The sequence below is a fragment of the Hyphomicrobium sp. GJ21 genome (assembly GCF_001006785.1).
Taxonomy (GTDB): domain Bacteria; phylum Pseudomonadota; class Alphaproteobacteria; order Rhizobiales; family Hyphomicrobiaceae; genus Hyphomicrobium_B.
The window spans coordinates 228,989-247,698 of sequence record NZ_CDHO01000003.1 but is presented as its reverse complement, the minus strand read 5'-3'; the positions used below and the strand labels follow the sequence as shown (position 1 = coordinate 247,698).

The following is an 18,710-nucleotide window of genomic DNA, read 5'->3' as shown; positions in this document are numbered from 1 at the left end:
CATGCGCATCGAATATCACCGCACGCTGATTGCAGACACGGCCCGGAACGAAGCGTTTTTCCGTGCGCTGAAGTCGGTCATTGAGCCCGGCAAGACGGTCGTCGCCGACATCGGCGCGGGGACCGGGCTGCTCGGGCTGATGGCGTCGAAGCTCGGCGCGAAAGACGTCTTCCTGTTCGAGACTGCCGAGGTTGCGGGCGTCGCCGCCCAGGTTCTCAAGGCGAACAAGGCCAAGCGCTGCCATCTCATTCCGTGCCACTCGACAGAGTTCGACGACAAGCTTGCGGTTGACGTCATCGTCTCGGAAACGCTCGGCAACTACGCGCTGGAAGAAAACATCATCGCGACGCTGGCCGATGCGCGGCAAAGATTTCTGAAGCCCGGCGGCACGATCATTCCTTCGCGCATCTCGCAGTACGTTGCGCCGGTGATCGCGCCACGGATCGACCATGAGCTTCGCGCGTGGCAGCGCGTCGGCCACGGTCTCGATCTAGCGCCCGCGCAGGCGATGACGCTGAACAACGCTTATGTCCGTCTGCTGAAGCCTGCGGAGCTTCTCGATGGCGGGGTGAGCGCTGCCCTTTGGGATTCGGTCGATCTCACGCGCGAGACGCGTGCGAAACGAAAAGGGCAGGCCGAGTGGCGTCTCACGTCGCCAGCAACGGTCTACGGTTTTGCTGTCTGGTGGACGGCAGAGCTTGCTCCGGGCATTTCGCTTTCGACGGCGCCCGCGGCACCGCGCACGCATTGGGAGCAGCTTTATTTTCCGCTGGCCGCGCCGATCGAGGGCAAGGCGCGCGATCAGGTCGCCGTCGAGCTTCGCTCCAATTCCTCGGAGGAAGGCGGCACCCATCTCGCTTGGACGGCGATCCACAGAAATGCGCATGGCACTGTGGTCAATCGGCACGCGCATGATCTCAATAAAGGCTATCTGCCTTGAGAACCGCCTTTGACGCCCCCAATTATGCGGGGCTTACCGCCCGGCCAACCTAAAGGATACGCCTGTCATGATGGTTCTCGTCGTCGGTCTCATTCTGTTTCTTGGCGTGCATCTGGTGCCTACGTCGCCCGAGCTGCGCGACGGCCTCAAGGAGCGGATCGGCGAGGTGCCCTACAAGGCCATCTTCTCGCTGCTGTCGCTCGTCGGGTTGGTCGTCATCGTGCTTGGCTACCACAAGCTGCAGCTTCATCCCGGAAAGAATCCGATCCTTTGGGACCCGCCGACCTGGACGCGGCACATCGCGGTCGCGTTGATGCTGCCGGCGATGATCCTGCTCGTTGCGTCGGTTATCCCATCGCGCATCCGCACCGCGGTTCGGCATCCGATGCTGATTGCGATCAAGACATGGGCGTTCGCGCATCTGATCGCGAATGGGGATCTTGGCGCGCTGCTGCTGTTCGGGTCCTTCCTCGCGTTCGCTGTCTATGACCGCATCTCGGTAAAGAAGCGCGGTGCGCAGGGGCCGCTCGGCAACGCGACGCCATCCAGCGCGATCAACGACGTCATCGTCGTTGTCGTCGGTGTCGCGCTCTATGCGGCGTTGCTCTACGGCGGGCATCAGTGGCTGATCGGCGTGGCGCCGATTCCAGCGCTCGGCTGATCGCTACGATCAGGCAACAACGGAACTTGCGGGTTTCGCCTTCCGGATCACGGCCGCTATGGCGATCGTGATCCAGGCGCCGATCGCGAGCAGCCACGCCAGCGGATCGATGACGTAGTCCCAGAGGTTGAGACTACGGCCGGCTTCAAGCAGAAATCCGATGATGCCGACGTTCAGCGCAGCGACAATGAAGAAGTAGCGGCGGAAAAGGGCGTAGGCGAGGAGCAAGACGAGCGCGAGCGGCAGCACGTAGCCGCTGTAGCCAAGTGCGTACGGATCGTAATTCAGGAAACCGACCGCGCCTGGGTAGAGCAATACACCCACAAGAACGAGCATCGCGGTCCCGAAGCGAAATTCGCTGCCGCGGTCGAAGCGCTGCCCGGTCACGGCGCTGATCGCGAAGAGTGCGAGAAGCAACAGGCCCGGCGACGAAGGCCGCTCGAGGGCGGACACGATCCAGTCGAATGCTGAGCGCGTCGAGATCGGGATCAGCACGGCCGCCGCGATGGCGATGAGGCCGATTGCAATTCGCCTTGCCGGACTGAGGCGCACGACGTGGCTCAACGCGGCAGCCGCTACGAAAACCAGCAGCGCGGCGCTCGATCGATCGAGAAGGTAGTCGACAGCGGACATCATTTCTGTTCGGCCGATCGTTCGAGGTTCTGTTCGATCCAGGCGCTGGAGACGCGCACGTGATCGATCACGTGTTGTGGCGGAGGACGCGAGAAGACGACATCGAACTGACCCGGCTCCGACTCGAGCAGGAACGGATACGCGGTGGCGTCGCCTTTGACCTGATCGTTGATCTGCACAAGCGTGCCGATCCTGCGAAAGCTGGTTCCGTCGAGATTTGAGAACGCGAGCTTGACGTTCGACTCGTCTTTCGGATCGTCGTTGAACGCGAGCAGAATGCGCGTCTCGTCATAGCGTATCGCGGCGATGGGGCCGCCGGGATTAGGAAGATCGATCGGCGCGACCGGCGTCCACGTGCGTCCGGCATCGGTGGTGCGGGTGAGCAGGATGCTCTGCGGCCTGAAGCTGTTCAGCCTGCGCACGAAGGCGATGGCGGTCGTCGGACTCGTAGGAACGATGGCGGGCTGATAACCGACGGTTCCGCCATTGCCCATGCGCACCTTGTCGATGACGCGTCCGTTGCCGTCGAGAACAAGCATGATCGGATATTTGCGGTTCATCTCGTGATAGGCGGGCAGCGCGATGCGGTCGCCGGAGAGGCGGATCGGTAGTGACTTCGTCAGATGCGACATGTTGAGGAACGGCGACGCGTAAAGCCGCTGCGCCGGTTCCCATGTCTGGCCGTTGTCGGTGCTGCGAACCAGAATGATCTCGCACGTCGCCCAGCCGCTCAGGCGCGAGGCGGCGAAGAACAGCCAGATCTCGTTGGCGGAGCGGCGGAACGCGACGGGATTGGCGAGCGACTTGACTGTCAGGCCGATGTCACGCGTCACGGCGCTGCTATCCTTGACGACAGCAGTCGGCGACCAGCGCGTGCCATCGAAACGCGCGGAGACGATTTCGGCATTGGCGGCGCCTTCGTAGACGGCGCGATACCAGAATGCGAGCAGGCCAGCGGGCGTCTGGATCAGCGACGGGCCGTGGACGAAATCCTTTTCGTCGGGCGGGGTAATGGTCTCGGCGTGGATTTGCAGGTCGCCACGTACCGGCGCCTGCGGGACATCGACGACGAACGTCCACGGTTCGACGCGGTTGGTCATTTTGTAGAGCAACAGTGCCGACAGCACGACTGAACAGGCAATCGCCGTCCACGTGGTCCATGTTCTGGTTGCGCGCCGATCCACCAAGCCTCATCCACGTTCGAGTGCCGCGGGCGGGTATATGCCTGCGCTGTCCGCTGTCAACGAACGGACGCGTGACAGCCGTCGGTTAAACTTGGAAAACCCGAGCCGATGAGGCCGTTTTGTCACTTCGTCAGCACGACGAATTCCGTGCCGCTGCCGTTTTCATGGTCGGGCAGCTCACGGTCGGACACGATCAACGAGGCGCCTGGGCGCGCCCGCTCTGAGATCATCGACATGATGTCGTCGGGAATTGTGAACGCCGACAGCGCGGCGGTCGCCATGCGCACGCTCAGATTGCCCGTGGGAGCCGCGGCATCGCCCCGTCTCTTGCGCACGTCGTCGAGGAACGTCTTACCGGCGGAGGGAACCTGAGCGCTGACCAACCGCCAGTCGAACGTATTGGGGTCTTCGCCATAGCGCATTGCCGTGAAGACATGTGTGCCGACGGAGCCGGGAAGGGGCGCGACGGATATCGGCGCCTCGAGGACCGGCTCGGTGCCCTGGCGCACATAGAGGCGTTGCGCGCGCAGGCTGACGAACACCGAAATCGATTTCGAGCGCAGGCGGACGTCATTGTTTGCATCCGCCAGCTCGCGCTTGGCGGAGATAAGATCGGTCTGCGCGTTGCGTAGCGCGATCGAGACGTTGTCGCGCGCGGCCTTGGCCGCGGAGTAGCGAGCCTGAACCTCAGCAAAACTCCATTCGGTCTTTGCTGCATTGGTGCGCGCGTCGTCGGCATCGCGCGTTGCCTGAAGCACCGCATTTTCGAGGTCGGCTTCGCGATCGAGCATTGCATCGGGCGTCAGAGACGATCCAGTACCGGAGGACATGAATGCCGAGAATGCGCGAATGGCGTCCTGCTGGCGCAATTCGGCGTTCTTGACGGCGGCTCTCAGCGGCTCGCCGGAGCGCTGCGCGTCTTGCAGTTGACGCTCAGCTTGCGCGAATTCCTTGGCAGACTCGTCGATTTTAGCGAGCGCTGCCGTTTGCGCCGCGTCCGCTGATTTTAACGCGGCCTGCAGGCGCGTGACGCGCTCCTGCATCAACTGATCGGCTTCGACGCGTGTCGCCGGACGGCGCTGCGGATCGCGCGGCATGTCGGCGACGGCGCGTGCGAGCGCAGGCGAAATTCCAATCAGAAGCGGAAAATCGGGCAGCGCATCGGTCGTCGTTTCGTCGGGCTTGTCATTGATGGCGACGCGCGGATGACCGGACGATCCGAGCTTCATCGCCGTCTTGTCGTCGAGCGGCAGCGGTTTGAAGAGTTTCGGACTGCTGAAAGCGACAGGTTCAGCATCCGTTGCGGTGATCACGACACGGCCGCCGAGTTTGGTCATGCTGTAAAGCGTGCGCGCGAAGCTGTGAGGCAGGCGAACGCAGCCGTGCGAGGCGCGATAGCCGGGAACGACGCCGGCATGCAGCGCAATTCCAGACCACGTCAGCCGCTCCATGTACGGCATTTCGGCGCCAGCGTAGATGTTGCTGTGGTGCTGAACCTTCTTCTCGAGAATGGAGAAGACGCCAGTCGGAGTCGCAAATCCCGGCCTGCCGCTCGATATGCGCGACGATGTGATCTCACCGTCAACATCGAATACGCGCAGCCGCTGGTTTCGTAGCGAAGCAACGATGATCAGAGGGGAATCCGAGCGCGGCGCGGCGGCCGTTTCCTGGGTTTTCGGCGTTCTCGGTTTGGCGATTGCGACGGGAGCGGCGACAATGGTCAGAGCGACGCCAATAGCCGCTACGGCGTGGCACTTTCCCCGACACAACTGTTTGCCCAAGCGACGCACGCAACCCCACCTGACGCCGAACCGAACCCGTCGCTGACACGAGACAAAAGAAAACGTCCGTCGTCAGCACCCATGAATTCGTTATAGGACCGCGATCAGGAGCGGCAACGAATGTCGCAGCAACGTGCGAAGGTAGGCTCTAATCTGTTGCATGAACTCCACGATTTACCGCGCAAACGCCGCTGGCTGTGCATAGCCTGTGGTTAATTCGCGATTTTGCTGGACTTCGCTCAGGGCTGGCTCTGAGCACGGGGCCTCGCATTCCGAAAACTTCTTTCGGTCAGGCGTTTGCGCTAATATGAGCTGCTCGCTCGGCGTCCATCGATCGCCGCGACGACCGGAGGCCAATGTCGATCCACTTCAAGCATCGCCGGATGATGGCGCCCGATATCACCGCCCGTAAAGGCGGCGACCCCATCGTAGCATTGACGTCCTATCACGCGCACACGGCCGCAATTGCCGACAACCATTGCGATTTCCTGCTGGTTGGCGACAGCCTCGGCATGGTGATGCACGGCTATGAATCGACCGTGCCGGTGCCGCTCGATCTGATGATCATGCACGGTCGCGCGGTGGTCAGAGGTTCGAAGCGTTCGCTCGTCGTGATCGATATGCCGTTCGGCACCTACGAGGAGAGCCCGCCCGTCGCGTTCCGCAATGCGGCTCGGGTGATGAAAGAAACGGACTGCGGTGCGGTCAAGCTCGAAGGCGGGCGGCGCATGGCGGAAACGGTCCGCTATCTCGTCGATCGCGGCATCCCCGTAATGGCGCACATCGGGCTGACGCCGCAATCGGTCAACGTGCTCGGCGGATTCAAAACGCAGGGGCAGAGCGTCGATCAATGGGCGGCGATCGAGGAAGATGCGCGGCTGGTGGCGGAAGCCGGTGCGTTCGCGGTGGTGCTGGAAGCCATGGCCGCGCCGCTCGCGGAGCGGATCACCCAGGCCATTCCCATTCCGACGATCGGGATCGGCGCGTCGCCCGGCTGCGACGGACAGATTCTGGTGATGGAGGATATGCTCGGGCTGTCGCCGAACGTTCCGAAATTCGTGAAGCTATTCGGGGCGATAGGCGGGGCGATCGACAGCGCCATCGGTGCTTATGCTGCCGAAGTCCGGGCACGGACGTTCCCGGCGCCGGAGCACACTTATTCGGTCAAGGGCGAAGATGGGCCTGCTGCCCCCGCTCAGCAACGGGCCACGAAAAAGCCGAAGACTCCGAGCACTTAGCTCGGAGGCCGTATCGGATTTTGCTGCCAACGTCCCCGAATGAATGGGGTGCGGGGGTTGCTCCGGGCGGCTGCTTCGCTATCTATGCCCCCATCGTGGGATTGGCCGCCGGGCCTCCCGCATCACAGACGATCAGGAATTGGCGGAGCTTAGGGACATACGATGGCCGATCAACAAGACAGTCTGCTGCGCGAAGTCGAGGAGGAGATTCGCCGCGAGCGGATGGCGAAGCTCTGGCAGCGCTATAGCGGGTTGATCGTCGCCGTAGTGGTTCTTATCCCGCTGGCGGTTATGGGCTACAAATTCTTCGAGAGCCGCCGCCTCGCAGCTGAACAAGCCGCCGGCGCGGACTATTCCGCCGCCGAAACGCTCAGCGACAACAAGAAAAAAGAAGAGGCCGAGGCAGCTTTCAAGAAGATCGCGGATGAGGGGCCGGCCGGATACGGCTCGCTCGCGCGGCTGCAACTCGCTGCTGCTTTGCTCAAAGACGGCAAGACCGCCGACGCGATCGCGGCGTATGATGCGCTCGCGAAGGAGTCTGGTGCCGATAATCTGTTGAAAAGCTTTGCACAACTGCAAGCCGCATCGCTTCGGATGCCGGATGCGGACTATGCTGAGATACAGAATCGTTTGACACCAATCGCAGGCGACGATGCGCCGTTCAGCAAGAGCGCCCGCGAGTTGCTCGGCGTCGCCGCCTACAAAGCCGGGAAATTTGACGAGGCGCGCAAGTATCTGGAACCGCTGCTGATCGATCCCAATGTTCCGGAAGCGCTGCAAGAACGCGTGAAGATATTGATGACGGGCATTGCAGCGGCCGAGGTCGGCGGCAGCACGAAGGCGTCGGACGCCGGTGCGGCGAAGGCTTCGACGGGCAGCACGGCCGACGCGGGGAAACCGGCTGATGCGGACGCAAGTCCGAAAGCCGATGCGGCGGCTGAAACTAAGAAGTGACGGCGGCGTGACGGGAGAGGAGAGCAGGGCTTGAGCAAGGGGGGGAACGACAAGCGCGGTCGCGTATTGCCGCTTCTTGCGGCTGTGGTCGCAGGGACTTTGCTCGGCGGATGCGCGGGCGGTGGTCCGAGCCTGCCGAAAATGTCCGAGCTCAATCCGTTCAAGACTAAGCAGCAGGCCCTTCCCGGGCGGCGCATTCCGGTCATCGAGACGACCGAAAGCCTTTCCGACAACCTGGCTGACGCCGACAAGCCGATCGTCATCCCGCCGATGCGATCGAACGATGCGTGGTCGCAGCCGGGCGGCGAGCCGAACAATGTCACCGGCAACCTCGCGCTCGCGGGCGCTGTGCGCCAGGCATGGAGTGCAAGCGTCGGCGAAGGATCGTCCAAGACCGGGCGCGTGACGGTCAGTCCCATCGTTTATGACGGGCGCATCTACGCGCTCGACGCGGCCGCTAATCTGTCGGCATTCTCGCTCACCGGCAGCAAGGTCTTTTCTGTTTCGACCAAGCCGGAAGGCACGGTCGGACTTGGCGGATATGGCGGCGGGCTCGCCGCCGAAAACGGTCGTCTCTACGTCGCCAACGGCTACGGCACCGTTGCCGCCGTCGATCCGCAATCCGGAAAGACGATCTGGACCAAGAACCTCGACGTGCCCGTGCGTGCCGCTCCGACGGCTGTCGGCGATCGTCTCTATGTCATTACGATCGACGGACGCTTCTATTGCCTGAGCGGCATTGACGGCGCTGAAGTCTGGACGGCGCGCGGCTTGCCGCAAACGGCCAGTCTGATGAACTCGACCAGTCCGGCGGTCGACGGCGACATCGTCGTCGTGCCGTATCCGTCGGGCGACATCATCGCCTACAAGACGTCGGACGGTTCGGCGGTGTGGACGGAAAACCTTTCGCGCACCCGTCAGACGTCGCAGATCGCCTCGATGAGCGATGCGGCGCGTCCGGCGATCGACAATGGCGTTGTTTTTGCAGTCGGCCATGCCGGCCGCATGATCGCAGCGCAGGCCAAGAACGGCGATCGCCTCTGGTCGGCAACGATCCCGAGTTCGCAGCCGCCTTGCGTCGCCGGTGACACGGTCTTCGTCGTCGACACCTCCGGGCGCTTGCTGGCGCTGGCGCGTTCGACAGGCAAGACGAAATGGACGGTGAAGCTGCCGGATGCCAAGTCCTGGGCTGGGCCGGTCCTTGCCGGCAACAAGCTGTGGCTGGTCTCGAGCGCAGGTCAGGTCGTGAGCGTCGACGGCGCCGCGGGCAAGGTCGACAGCCAGGTCAGCATCGGGGAAGCGTCGTATATTCCGCCGATCGTGGCGCAGAACCGCATGTTCGTGCTAACCGACGCGGCGAAACTGATCGCCCTCAACTAGGAATTGCGCTAGAGACCTGCGGACGGTCGCCGCCGGATGCGTGCGAACGCATCCCGCATTTTGGTTAATCACACGACGGCCATTCCTTGACGTTTGAAGCTCATCTCCCCGTGGTCGCCATAGTCGGCCGCCCCAATGTCGGTAAATCGACGCTGTTCAACCGCCTGACCGGAACGCGGGCAGCGCTTGTCTCCGATCTGCCAGGTCTGACGCGCGACCGGCGCGATGGCGTGACCGAGTTATTCGGCGTCAACCTTCGTCTGATCGATACGGCGGGGCTCGAAGAAGCGCGCCAGGGTTCGATTGCCGATCGCATGCGCAAGCAGACGGAACAGGCGATCGAAGCCGCCGACCTCGTGCTGTTCGTGATCGACGCGCGCGCGGGCGTTACTGCCGCCGATACATCCTTTGCACGGATCGCCCGGCAGTCGGGAAAGCCGGTCGTCCTGGTCGCGAACAAGGCCGAGGGGCGTCAGGGGACCGACGGCGTTCTCGACGCTTTTTCGCTCGGGCTCGGTGCTCCGATCGCGATTTCGGCCGAGCACGGCGAGGGCATCGGCGACCTCGCAACCGACATCTTCGCGGCCCTGGGTTTGAAAATTCCGAAAACGGGCAAGAAGGGCCGGGACGACGACGATTCCGCCGAGGCGGGCGACGCCAAGACGCCGCCGCCTGCGCCGGCACGGCCGATCCGCGTTGCCATCGTCGGCCGTCCGAATGCGGGCAAGTCGACGCTGGTCAATGCACTGCTCGGCGAAGACCGGATGATCACGGGGCCGGAGCCCGGCCTGACGCGCGACAGCGTCGCGAGCGAACTCAGCTACAAAGGGCAATCGATCCTGCTGTTCGATACGGCGGGCTTGAGGCGCAAGGCGAAGATCACCGAGACGGCGGAAAAGCTCGCGGCAAGCGACGCGGTTCGATCCATCCGTTTCGCGGAAGTCGTCGTGCTGCTGATCGATGCGGAACGCCCGTTCGAGCATCAGGATCTCACCATCGGCCATCGCGTCACGGAAGAGGGGCGCGCGCTCGTCGTTGCCATCAATAAATGGGATCTCATTCCGGAGAAGCAGAAGGCGCTCCGTGAACTGAAAAAGACCGTTGCGGAGAGTCTCGCGCAAGTTCCGAACGTCGCTGTCGTTGCGATTTCGGCACGCTCGGAAAGCGGGCTCGATCAACTGATGTCGGCGATCATCAAGACGCACGCGACGTGGAACCGCCGTGTTTCAACTCCGCAGCTCAATCGCTGGCTGGAAGAGGCGCTGAGCCGGCATGCGCCGCCTGCCGCCGCCGGAAGGCGCATCAAAATTCGTTATGTCACGCAGCCGTCGACGCGCCCGCCGACGTTCGTGGCTTTTTGCCAGCGCGCTGACGCATTACCAAAATCGTATATCAAGTACCTCACGAACTCGCTGCGCGAAGCCTTTGACCTGCCGGGCGTGCCGATCCGTTTCAGCTTGCGGAAAGGCGAAAATCCGTACGCCAAAAAATAACGCAAAGCTGGATCAAGTTTCGTATTGCTGCGCTTGCACACGTCTCAACCAGATATCTTGGCATCGGGCGTCGGAGCGGGGTAAATTTCCAACTCGATAGCCTAAGGAACCTACAGGGGCCACGAATGATAAAATCTGAAACTGTTTTGGCCGCTGCCGCCGCGGCGTGCGCTGCCTTTTTCCTCACGGTGCCTGCCATGGCGTATTCGGCCAAGGTCCGAAACGCCTGCGCGGGCGATTACCAGAATTTCTGCGCGCAGTACGCTCCCAACAGCACGGAGCTTCGCCGCTGCTTCGAGAGCAACCGGAAAGGCCTGACGCGCACGTGCGTGACGGCTCTGGTTGATGCCGGCGAAGTGCCTGCCAAATATCGCAAGAAAAAATAGACGGGATGAAATCGCAGCGGGCGGGAGCACAGTGGCGAAAAGCAAGAAGGCCACCGCACTCACCGCCCGCACGGGCGTCAGCTCCAAGAACCAAGCGCCGCTCCGGATAGAGCTAGATAGGTGATGCGCGACGGACTTCAAGAGTTCAACGAGCAGTGCGTGTCCCAGCCGGGCGATCGCTGATGGACGTCTATTTTTATCATCTCGAACATCAGACGCTTGAACGCGTGCTGCCAAGTCTTCTCGAAAAGACGTTGGCGCGCGGATGGCGCGCGGTCGTGCAGGCGGGAAGCGAAGAACGTCTCGATGCGCTCGACCTCGCGCTCTGGACGTACGACGACGAGAGCTTCCTGGCGCATGGAACGGCGCGCATTGGGCACGCGAATTTGCAGCCTGTCTATCTGACGCTCGGCCACGAAAATCCCAACGGCGCGGGCGTTCGTTTTTTCGTCGACGGGGCGGAAGCCGACAAATTCGAAGGCGCCGAACGGTTCGTGTATGTTTTCGACGGACACGATCCGGAAGCGTTGACGTCGGCGCGTGGGCAATGGACAGCCGCGAAAGCGGCAGGCTGCACCGTCGCGTATTGGCAGCAATCGCCAAGCGGACGGTGGGAGCAGAAAGCCTAACCGCGCCGCATATTGCGATGTTTTCCGAGCAGGTTTCCGGTCGCCGACAATGAATTATCGCCACGGCTATCACGCTGGGAATTTCGCCGATGTGGTGAAGCACGTCGTGCTGGCCCGCGTTCTGACGTACATGAAGCAGAAGCCGCGTCCGTTTCGCGTCATCGATACGCATGCGGGCGCGGGGCGCTACGATCTCGCAGGCGTGGAAGCTGGCAAGACGGGCGAATGGCAGGACGGGATCGGCCGCGTCTTCAATGCCGAGTTTGCGCCGCCTGTCGCTGAACTCCTTCAACCCTATCTCGACGCGGTGCGCGCCGACAATGCGAGCGGAGAGCTCGAAGTTTATCCGGGCAGCTCATTGATCGCTCGCCGGATCATGCGGCCCGAAGATGTTCTCGTCGCCAACGAACTCAACGCGTCCGAGTTCGAACGTCTGAAGCGCGAATTCGGCCGGTCGCGCAATACGACCTTTCTCAACATCGATGCATGGCATGCGGTGAAATCGCTCTTGCCGCCCAAGGAACGCCGCGCGGTCATTCTGATCGACCCGCCGTTCGAAGCGAAAAGCGAGTTCGCCGATCTCGTGGTTGGCGTGCGCGAGGCGATGAGCCGGTTCCAGGACGGCGTGTACGTGATCTGGTATCCGCTCAAGGACGTCGAGGCGGCCGATCACTTCGTGGCGGAAGCGACGTCGCGCCCAGGTCTGGAGTTTCTGGACGTCAGACTGGCGGTGTGCGCGCCTTTTCCGGGGCTTGGGCTGACGGCGACGGGGGTGTTGGTCATCAATCCGCCGTACCTGCTCCGGGGTGAGCTAGAGACCGTTTTACCGGCGCTCCGGGACTGCATGGCGGAAGGCGAAGGGTCCGGGTTTGCGATAAAAGACGTCGTGCAATAGTCGTAATCTGCGTTGCTCCGCAGCATTTCGCCTTGCACAAAAGAACCAAACACGAGATAAATTGCCGCACGCTAAGGCGGGCATCGGCGTGCCAGCCCACTCCCGCGTTCCACAATCCGGTCGCGTCTGCACGAGCCGGGGAGCGCGATTGGGTTTTGTGCTCCGAGGTCCGTCCCGGTGATCGCCAAGGGCTCATAGGGAAGAGCCTGAAACCGAGTGCCGGATTGCGCCAGGAGACGCCGCATGCGCCAAACAGGTACCGTTAAGTTCTACAATTCCCAAAAAGGTTATGGATTTATCAAACCCGACACCGGGGGCAATGATGTGTTCGTTCACGTCACCGCCGTCGAAAGATCGGGCATTGGTGAGTTGAATGAAGGTATGCGGATCTCTTTCGAGACCGAACCTGATAAACGCGGCAAGGGACCGAAGGCTGTCGACCTGCAAAAAGCCGGTTGAACCAGTCTTAGCGGTGGCCACGTGCCACCGCATACCATGCTGCGCCGCATATCTGCGTTGATATTGCGCAAGGTCTGCGTACGAACGTGTTGAGCGCCATCTCTTCACGAAACGCCAATTGCGCAATCGGCGATGCCTGGCCACCGTGGCCGTCGAGCCGCAGCCGTCGGAAAGCTGTGTGTTCAGCTTGCTTCGCAACACCTGCGTTTAAATTCCAGCGCTAATGTCGGTCGAAGGCAAGTCTCAGGATCTTGCCTTGCTGGAGGGGTTCGTTTGCGCCGGAAACGAACGCTCGGTCATGGCGACTGCTCGTCTGACCGCGGCGGCGTCGGTCGCGAATTGCGAAACAGGGGAGACTGAGATGAAGACGTTCGTGCGAATGGGGATGATCGCTGCGGCTGGCCTCGCAGTTGCTTCGACGGAAGCATCGGCGAAGTGCGTGCTGGCTGGTGGGCAGGCGACGATGGTGACGCTCGATCTCGCCAAGTTCATGTCGAATGCTGCTTTGAAGAATTCGATCAACGCACACGGATGGAAAGCACACGGCGCAGTCCGGACGCGTTGCGATACGTCGTCCGTCAGCTTGCCGCATTGCGTATCGCGCCAGAAGGCTTGCGGCTGACGCGACGCGTTTCTTTGCGAAGGGCAAAAGAAAAGCCCGCTGGAAATGATCCAGCGGGCTTCAATCGTACCAGAAGAAATTCGATCAGGTTTTTGCCATTGCGTTGCGGATCGCGCCGATGATGGCGAGGAGTACGCCGCCGCCGACACCACCGCCGAGAACCTGGGTGATGATGGCCATCGGGTCCAAGGATCCGCCCGCGACCGCCGTATTAAATACGTGCTCGAGAATTTGGCCGCCGATGCCTCCGCCGACGATGCCGGCGATCGAGTTGCCCAGCGTGCCAAGGCTCAAATTCTTAAGAAGACCGCCGGCGACGTTGCCGCCAACTGCGCCGCTGATCAATTGGATGAGTAGGGTCGCGATGTCCATTATATGACGTCTCCACGATGCGACAGCGACTCCGCGATATTTCGCATTTGAGTCACCGCCATTGAATAGTCCCCAACAGTGGGAATCATATCACACATCCTGTGACAATCCGTACAACTCGACATCGAAGCGGGCGTGTTTCCGGCAGAGGCGTGGTGGATAAGATACAGCCTTGCCGGAATTGGCGGCGGCAACCATTTCTTGAGGGAGTTCAACGACAATTCCGGTATTCTGGGCGCGTCGTGGGGGACGCAACCGCGGCGCCAAAGAGAGGTCTCTTCGATGACGTTCAAGTTCGTTTCAGCCTTGCTGTTCGTTGGAATGCTCGTGTGCGTCGCGGCGCCAGCGAACGCGCAGAAAAAGGGCTATCAGAACTCGAGTCAGGGCGACGGATATACAATTCGGCGTCAGCGCGGCGGCTATTCGTACGGCTACGGCGACTCGATCAACACCGACGCGCGCGGCAAGGCCGGCGGCTCGGGCTATCGCGATCCGCGCCTTTACCGCCAGACACCTGCTGGTCCGTTCGACTCGGGATTCTTTTTCGATTCCGGCATCGGCCTTAACGGCGGTCAATCGCCGTACATGCACTAAGTCCGGCGACGACTTCCGCTCACTGCTTCTGCTCAATCGAGAGCCGTGGAAAGCTGTGGGCGAGGTGCAACAAAGTGTCGAGAACTCCATAGGTTGCAAAAGTCGCCCTCGTCCTGCCACGGTCCCGTCAATATAAAGACAGGCAGGATCGGGTGGGTATCACGGGGGCTTTTCAGTATGCGCGCTATCTTCAACCTCGTTGCAGCGGGTGCAACAGCGGCCGCTTTCATCGCCGCGGTGTCGCTGCCGGCAACGGCTGCGTGCAAGCGGTACGGATTCACCGTCAACGACTACGGCAAGGACGGCCCGACGAAAGACGCGAAGGCGCTGCTCGACAAAACGATCGCGTCGAAGATGTCGGAGCTGGGCGTCAAGGACTATCGCACCGGCAAGAAAAGCGTTTCGTGTGAGCTGTTCCTGAACTTCATCGTCTTCGACGAGCATACGTGCACGGCCGAGGCTACGGTGTGCTGGGGCGGATCGCAGTTGCCGAAGTCCGACGAAACGGCGGCTGCCGATGATGCAGCTGACGCGCCGCAGAAGGCTGCAGTCAACGACAGCGAGTCTGCAGCAGCGAAGAAAAAGGGCGTCGCCAATAAGTCGGAGTCTGGCGCGGAAAAGAAAAAGACCGCGACCGCGAAGACGATCGCCGATCCCAAGAAGCCGATTGAGCATGCTCAGCACACGAGCGCGCCGTCCGCGGCTTCCACGAATGCCGCCGCAGCGACGCCTGAGGCAGCATCGACCGAGACCGAGGCCGCTCCTGTTGAAGCTGCCGCGAAGCCGGAGCACGCAAGCCATTCGGCCAAGCCGGTCGAGACGGGCTCTCTGAATGAAGCGGCGAAGAAGCCGGCACATCACAACGTTGAAAAAGCAGGGCCTGAGGCGAGCGATGGTCCTCCGGTGAAGCTCGACAGCGGCGCAGGTTATCCAACGCCGGAAGCACCGCAGGACGGCGCACAGTAAGCCGCCGACAAGCTGCGTAGATATTTCAGATGGTGCTTGAGGACGTCCTCGAGCACCATTTCTCTTTGTGGGGATTGCGTTTGCGGTCGGAGAGCGTTGCGTGCGGAAGGCACGGCGCGTCTCAGGCCGTCACGCGAATCTCGGCGAGCTTCATCTCGATGATCTCGCGATTGAACGGCTTCAGAAGGAAGCTGTCGGCTCCTGCCGCCAGGGCGCGCTTGATCTCATGCGGTTCGTTTTCCGTCACGAGGTAGATGATGTACGGCCGCTGATCGAGAGGTAGCGTGCGCAGCTTGGCGATGAACTCGATGCTGTTGGTGTCGGGTAAGCGCCAGTCGACAAGAATGTAATCTGGCGACTCCGTACGCAGGCGTTCGAACGCGGCGACGGGGCCGTCAGCTTCGCTCACGCGGAAACCCAGGTTCTCAAATATGAGCCTGGTGAACTTCCGGATAATGTCGGAGTCATCGACGATGAAGCAGTGCAGCATGTGATGGATGTCTCGTACAGCCACACATAGATTGTTACGCAAACACTTAAGGTCTCGTTAAGCTCTGAGGCGCTTTCCAGGCAGCGAAACGTTTCGCCGAACGTCCAGCGATATCACTCGGGCTTGGCGACGAGAAGGATGTCGGCCCCGTCCTTCAGGATCTCGAGCCGCATGCCGGCCGTCGGCGCGATGCGCCACGTATAATAGGCCTGGATCGACATGGCATCGAGCGCCAGCGGATTGCCCGCGACGAAGTCCGTCAGATACTGAGGCGGGCGCGCGCCGGTGCCCTTGCATCGAATTAGAAAGCTCGGCTGCTCGAATGAGCCCGCGATCGCCACGTCGATCTCGCCACCGCGCGGCAGCGCCGTGACCGAGGATGCGATGAGATTGAGCAGCAGCTTGACCTTGTCCTTGGCGACAAAGCCGGGAGCGCCGCGCCAGATCAGCTTATGCTTTCCCTGCGTGATCTTGACGAAGCCGCGGGAGATTTTCTCAGCCGTCGTGAGGTCGATCATGGCGCCCGCGGAGCCGGCGGCTCCGAACGCGAAGCGGGCGAATTCAAGCCGCGCCGACGCCTGTTCCGTGACGTTGCGGATGACGTTCAGGGCGTAGCTTTTGGCTTGCGCGTCATCGTCTTCATCGAGGATTTCCAAGCCGTTGAAAATGGCACCGACGGGATTGATGATGTCGTGACAGATCCGGCTCGAGATCAGCGCTGCGAGTTCGAGATCGGTCGGCGGCACAGGTGCACGTTGGCTCATTATCGACCCTTTTTGATGCAAGCCCGGCGTCGAAGCGTAAGACCGCTCAAGCGCGACAGCGCGACGCGAGCCAATCCGGCCGCTTGCGAAATTGTTGTATGCTCTGATACATGCGCCGCATCGCCGTTGCCAAGCCCTGTGACCGGCGGCTTCTCTGAGACCCGTTTTTCATTGAAGGCCTGAGTCTTACGCGCCACGGTCTCAATTCGTACGAAGGCGCATCGGGCGCGCATGCGGCGCGGACAGAATTCCATTGGTGTTTCATTGCAGGCGAATCCGGAGATCGATTTCACCAACCCTGACGCGTTGATCGCGGCGTTGCTGCCGGCGGTGCGTGAGGCAGGGCGCGTGGAGATGGCGCATTTCCGGAAGGGCGTCGAGATCGAGCAAAAGGCGGACCGGTCGCCGGTGACGGTTGCGGATCGCGAGGCCGAGGCCGTGCTGCTGACGGCATTAGCCGGGATCGCGCCGGGTGTTCAGCTCGTTGCTGAAGAGGATATTGCGGCTGGCGCGACCCATGGCTACGCGCGACGGTTCTTTCTCATCGATGCGCTGGACGGCACGCGTCTTTTCGTTCGCGGCAAGCCGGAGTTTTCGATCAACGTCGCGTACGTGGACGACGGCCGGGCAGCGTTCGGGCTGATCTTCCTGCCGCCGTCCGAACGTCTGTTCGTCACGCGGTCGGACGGCGGTGCATACGAAGCGCGGCTTCCTCTTGCGGGCGACGAAGCATTCTCGGCGCTCAACTGGAAAAAGCTCCAGACGCGTGCTCCGGATCGCAATGCGCTCGTCGCATTCAATAGCCGGTCGACGGGCGGGGCCAGCGCGCATCTGCTCGCGGAACTCAATGTCCACGAGGCGCGACCGCTCGGCTCGGCGATGAAGTTCTGCCTGATTGCGGCGGCCGAAGGCGATCTTTATGCGCGCTTCGGCGAGACGTGCGAATGGGATACCGCGGCGGGGCAGGCGATCCTCGAAGCAGCGGGCGGCTCGGTCACGACGCTCGACGGCAAGCCGTTGACCTACGGACATTTTGCGCGGGGGTTTCGCAATCCGCATTTCGTTGCGTGGGGCCGCCAGCCGCTGTGGCGCAGCGGCGACGAAGCCAGCCCAAATGCGCGTGGCGCATAGGCAACGCGAATCGGCCATACTTTAGCAACAGAATCCCGCGAATCTGCTTACGGATTTCGCTGAGGGGGTAGTCGCGCGCGAAATCCGTCAACCTCTCGAAGGGTGTGCAAGGCGCGTTCGACAAAGCTGGGGTCCTAATGATGAGCCGCGTCTTACAGACGATCTCCAAAACATTCAGAACGCCGGCACGCACGGCTGCGGCGCTTGCGAGCTTGCCGCTCATTGTCTGTATGGCCTTGACGGCGTCGACCGCCGGCGCGGTGGACGATGCCTATCGGCCGCCGTTGGAAAGCTATTCGGGGCAGGGCGGTTACGACACCTATCGCCAGGCGCCGCCGCCAGCGGGCGACTCCTACCAGGCTCCGGCAGGTGCAGGTGGCGACAGCTATTATCAGCCCGCACCGGCGAACCGCGGTTATGGCGGCTCGGATCAGCAGGCTCCCAGAAGCGGCGGGTATGGCGCGTACAATGGCGAGCGCGATTCCGGCGATTCACAAGGGTATGGCGAGCCCTATCGTCCGCCCCAGGAAAGCGCGAGCCGCGAAGACTATTCCAACTCCGGTCCTCCGGCGGATCGCGGTCCCGTTCGCGGCACCTATTCGGAAGACGAAATCGTCCGCGCGGGCAATCATTTCTTCGGCAAAATCAGCGGCGGACTGGCGTCCGCAATCGAATGGACATTCCAGAAAGCCGGCAGGCCGAACGGCTACATCCTCGGCCAGGACGCCGGTGGTGCGTTCGTTGCCGGTCTGGCTTACGGCGAGGGCACGCTCTACACCAAGGACGCGGGCGACTTCAAAGTCTACTGGCAGGGACCTTCGGTCGGCTACGATTTCGGCGCCGACGGCTCCAAAGTCATGACGCTTGTGTACAACCTTCGTGACCCGTCAGACATTTTCGACCGGTTCGGCGGCGTCGAGGGCGCGGCGTATCTGATCGGTGGTGTGAGTGTGCAACTGCAGAAGTCAGGGCATGTCACACTGGCGCCGATTCGGGCGGGCGTCGGACTGCGGCTCGGTGCCAACGTCGGCTATTTGAAGTATACTCGAAACCCAACGTGGAACCCGTTCTGATGGCCGTGTCCATAAACGCGTGTTCGATGTTGCAGAAACCCGCAAAAGCGGGTTTCTCTCGATCT

Annotated in this window: 21 protein-coding genes; 15 read left to right on the top strand and 6 right to left on the bottom strand. The window is 61.9% G+C overall.

What is annotated here, in order from left to right; translation table 11 throughout:
* Position 1 precedes the first annotated feature (1 nt).
* Together HYPGJ_RS09515 and HYPGJ_RS09510 are read left to right on the top strand one after the other, a co-directional pair.
* A complete protein-coding gene (locus HYPGJ_RS09515) occupies positions 2-940 on the top strand; it encodes a 50S ribosomal protein L11 methyltransferase (RefSeq protein WP_046846996.1) in 939 nt (312 codons plus the stop codon).
* A 67-nt stretch (positions 941-1,007) separates the two neighbouring features.
* On the top strand, positions 1,008-1,601 hold the full coding sequence (locus HYPGJ_RS09510; RefSeq protein ID WP_046846995.1) for an NnrU family protein: 594 nt from the start codon (positions 1,008-1,010) through the stop codon (positions 1,599-1,601).
* Positions 1,602-1,610: 9 nt separating this feature from the next.
* On the opposite strand, the gene HYPGJ_RS09505 is transcribed toward HYPGJ_RS09510, so the two are convergent.
* The 3 genes from HYPGJ_RS09505 to HYPGJ_RS09495 all read right to left on the bottom strand — a co-directional run bounded on the left by HYPGJ_RS09505 (position 1,611) and on the right by HYPGJ_RS09495 (position 5,187).
* A complete protein-coding gene (locus HYPGJ_RS09505) occupies positions 1,611-2,234 on the bottom strand; it encodes a hypothetical protein (protein WP_244466072.1) in 624 nt (207 codons plus the stop codon).
* A complete protein-coding gene (locus HYPGJ_RS09500) occupies positions 2,234-3,418 on the bottom strand; it encodes a sialidase family protein (protein ID WP_046846993.1) in 1,185 nt (394 codons plus the stop codon). Before HYPGJ_RS09500 ends, HYPGJ_RS09505 begins: the two co-directional genes overlap by 1 nt.
* Positions 3,419-3,540: 122 nt before the next feature.
* On the bottom strand, positions 3,541-5,187 hold the full coding sequence (locus HYPGJ_RS09495) for a L,D-transpeptidase family protein (RefSeq protein ID WP_244466071.1): 1,647 nt from the start codon (positions 5,185-5,187) through the stop codon (positions 3,541-3,543).
* 368 nt (positions 5,188-5,555) lie between these two features.
* On the opposite strand from HYPGJ_RS09495, the gene panB reads away from it, so the two are divergent.
* From panB to HYPGJ_RS09450, 9 genes are all read left to right on the top strand, one after another.
* Complete coding sequence (panB, locus tag HYPGJ_RS09490) at positions 5,556-6,437, top strand: 3-methyl-2-oxobutanoate hydroxymethyltransferase (protein WP_046846991.1); 882 nt, start codon at positions 5,556-5,558, stop codon at positions 6,435-6,437.
* A gap of 162 nt (positions 6,438-6,599) precedes the next feature.
* Positions 6,600-7,391, top strand: a complete 792-nt coding sequence (locus HYPGJ_RS09485; protein WP_046846990.1) for a tetratricopeptide repeat protein — start codon at positions 6,600-6,602, stop codon at positions 7,389-7,391.
* Positions 7,392-7,421: 30 nt separating this feature from the next.
* On the top strand, positions 7,422-8,771 hold the full coding sequence (locus HYPGJ_RS09480; protein ID WP_046846989.1) for a PQQ-binding-like beta-propeller repeat protein: 1,350 nt from the start codon (positions 7,422-7,424) through the stop codon (positions 8,769-8,771).
* Positions 8,772-8,857: 86 nt separating this feature from the next.
* A complete protein-coding gene (gene der / locus HYPGJ_RS09475; protein WP_083984083.1) occupies positions 8,858-10,264 on the top strand; it encodes a ribosome biogenesis GTPase Der in 1,407 nt (468 codons plus the stop codon).
* Between the two features lie 125 nt (positions 10,265-10,389).
* A complete protein-coding gene (locus tag HYPGJ_RS09470) occupies positions 10,390-10,650 on the top strand; it encodes a hypothetical protein (protein ID WP_046846987.1) in 261 nt (86 codons plus the stop codon).
* A gap of 182 nt (positions 10,651-10,832) precedes the next feature.
* Positions 10,833-11,279: a DNA polymerase III subunit chi gene (locus tag HYPGJ_RS09465; RefSeq protein ID WP_046846986.1), complete on the top strand. Its 447-nt coding sequence runs from the start codon at positions 10,833-10,835 to the stop codon at positions 11,277-11,279.
* Positions 11,280-11,328: 49 nt separating this feature from the next.
* Entirely contained in the window at positions 11,329-12,174 is an 846-nt protein-coding gene (rlmJ, locus tag HYPGJ_RS09460) for a 23S rRNA (adenine(2030)-N(6))-methyltransferase RlmJ (protein ID WP_046846985.1), read from the top strand.
* A gap of 243 nt (positions 12,175-12,417) precedes the next feature.
* Positions 12,418-12,633 carry a cold-shock protein gene (locus tag HYPGJ_RS09455; protein WP_013214894.1) on the top strand — a complete coding sequence of 72 codons (216 nt, stop codon included), beginning with the start codon at positions 12,418-12,420 and terminating at the stop codon, positions 12,631-12,633.
* A 361-nt stretch (positions 12,634-12,994) separates the two neighbouring features.
* Positions 12,995-13,255 carry a hypothetical protein gene (locus tag HYPGJ_RS09450; RefSeq protein WP_046848272.1) on the top strand — a complete coding sequence of 87 codons (261 nt, stop codon included), beginning with the start codon at positions 12,995-12,997 and terminating at the stop codon, positions 13,253-13,255.
* Positions 13,256-13,339: 84 nt separating this feature from the next.
* On the opposite strand, the gene HYPGJ_RS09445 is transcribed toward HYPGJ_RS09450, so the two are convergent.
* Entirely contained in the window at positions 13,340-13,627 is a 288-nt protein-coding gene (locus HYPGJ_RS09445) for a hypothetical protein (RefSeq protein ID WP_046846984.1), read from the bottom strand.
* Positions 13,628-13,909: 282 nt separating this feature from the next.
* On the opposite strand from HYPGJ_RS09445, the gene HYPGJ_RS09440 reads away from it, so the two are divergent.
* Positions 13,910-14,221: a hypothetical protein gene (locus HYPGJ_RS09440; RefSeq protein WP_046846983.1), complete on the top strand. Its 312-nt coding sequence runs from the start codon at positions 13,910-13,912 to the stop codon at positions 14,219-14,221.
* Positions 14,222-14,398: 177 nt separating this feature from the next.
* Positions 14,399-15,187: a hypothetical protein gene (locus HYPGJ_RS09435; protein ID WP_046846982.1), complete on the top strand. Its 789-nt coding sequence runs from the start codon at positions 14,399-14,401 to the stop codon at positions 15,185-15,187.
* Between the two features lie 121 nt (positions 15,188-15,308).
* Here the strand turns inward: HYPGJ_RS09435 and HYPGJ_RS09430 are convergent, their stop codons facing one another.
* Positions 15,309-15,677 (bottom strand): response regulator, encoded by a 369-nt coding sequence (locus HYPGJ_RS09430; protein WP_013214899.1) that lies wholly within the window; start codon positions 15,675-15,677, stop codon positions 15,309-15,311.
* A gap of 113 nt (positions 15,678-15,790) precedes the next feature.
* Positions 15,791-16,441 carry a histidine phosphotransferase family protein gene (locus HYPGJ_RS09425; protein ID WP_046846981.1) on the bottom strand — a complete coding sequence of 217 codons (651 nt, stop codon included), beginning with the start codon at positions 16,439-16,441 and terminating at the stop codon, positions 15,791-15,793.
* Positions 16,442-16,672: 231 nt separating this feature from the next.
* Here HYPGJ_RS09425 and HYPGJ_RS09415 point away from each other — a divergent pair, with 231 nt between their 5' ends.
* Together HYPGJ_RS09415 and HYPGJ_RS18970 are read left to right on the top strand one after the other, a co-directional pair.
* Positions 16,673-17,572 (top strand): 3'(2'),5'-bisphosphate nucleotidase CysQ, encoded by a 900-nt coding sequence (locus HYPGJ_RS09415; protein WP_046846979.1) that lies wholly within the window; start codon positions 16,673-16,675, stop codon positions 17,570-17,572.
* A 140-nt stretch (positions 17,573-17,712) separates the two neighbouring features.
* On the top strand, positions 17,713-18,645 hold the full coding sequence (locus tag HYPGJ_RS18970) for a DUF1134 domain-containing protein (RefSeq protein ID WP_244466070.1): 933 nt from the start codon (positions 17,713-17,715) through the stop codon (positions 18,643-18,645).
* Positions 18,646-18,710: the final 65 nt, after the last annotated feature.

Bases quoted from the DNA above. Each gene is read 5' to 3' on its own strand.
- HYPGJ_RS09515 (WP_046846996.1), top strand. From the start codon at position 2: ATGCGCATCGAATATCACCGCACGCTGATTGCAGACACGGCCCGGAAC.
- HYPGJ_RS09510 (WP_046846995.1), top strand. From the start codon at position 1,008: ATGATGGTTCTCGTCGTCGGTCTCATTCTGTTTCTTGGCGTGCATCTG.
- HYPGJ_RS09505 (WP_244466072.1), bottom strand. From the start codon at position 2,234: ATGTCCGCTGTCGACTACCTTCTCGATCGATCGAGCGCCGCGCTGCTG.
- panB (WP_046846991.1), top strand. From the start codon at position 5,556: ATGTCGATCCACTTCAAGCATCGCCGGATGATGGCGCCCGATATCACC.
- HYPGJ_RS09485 (WP_046846990.1), top strand. From the start codon at position 6,600: ATGGCCGATCAACAAGACAGTCTGCTGCGCGAAGTCGAGGAGGAGATT.
- HYPGJ_RS09470 (WP_046846987.1), top strand. From the start codon at position 10,390: ATGATAAAATCTGAAACTGTTTTGGCCGCTGCCGCCGCGGCGTGCGCT.
- HYPGJ_RS09465 (WP_046846986.1), top strand. From the start codon at position 10,833: ATGGACGTCTATTTTTATCATCTCGAACATCAGACGCTTGAACGCGTG.
- rlmJ (WP_046846985.1), top strand. From the start codon at position 11,329: ATGAATTATCGCCACGGCTATCACGCTGGGAATTTCGCCGATGTGGTG.
- HYPGJ_RS09455 (WP_013214894.1), top strand. From the start codon at position 12,418: ATGCGCCAAACAGGTACCGTTAAGTTCTACAATTCCCAAAAAGGTTAT.
- HYPGJ_RS09450 (WP_046848272.1), top strand. From the start codon at position 12,995: ATGAAGACGTTCGTGCGAATGGGGATGATCGCTGCGGCTGGCCTCGCA.
- HYPGJ_RS09445 (WP_046846984.1), bottom strand. From the start codon at position 13,627: ATGGACATCGCGACCCTACTCATCCAATTGATCAGCGGCGCAGTTGGC.
- HYPGJ_RS09440 (WP_046846983.1), top strand. From the start codon at position 13,910: ATGACGTTCAAGTTCGTTTCAGCCTTGCTGTTCGTTGGAATGCTCGTG.
- HYPGJ_RS09435 (WP_046846982.1), top strand. From the start codon at position 14,399: ATGCGCGCTATCTTCAACCTCGTTGCAGCGGGTGCAACAGCGGCCGCT.
- HYPGJ_RS09430 (WP_013214899.1), bottom strand. From the start codon at position 15,677: ATGCTGCACTGCTTCATCGTCGATGACTCCGACATTATCCGGAAGTTC.
- HYPGJ_RS09425 (WP_046846981.1), bottom strand. From the start codon at position 16,441: ATGAGCCAACGTGCACCTGTGCCGCCGACCGATCTCGAACTCGCAGCG.
- HYPGJ_RS09415 (WP_046846979.1), top strand. From the start codon at position 16,673: ATGCGGCGCGGACAGAATTCCATTGGTGTTTCATTGCAGGCGAATCCG.
- HYPGJ_RS18970 (WP_244466070.1), top strand. From the start codon at position 17,713: ATGAGCCGCGTCTTACAGACGATCTCCAAAACATTCAGAACGCCGGCA.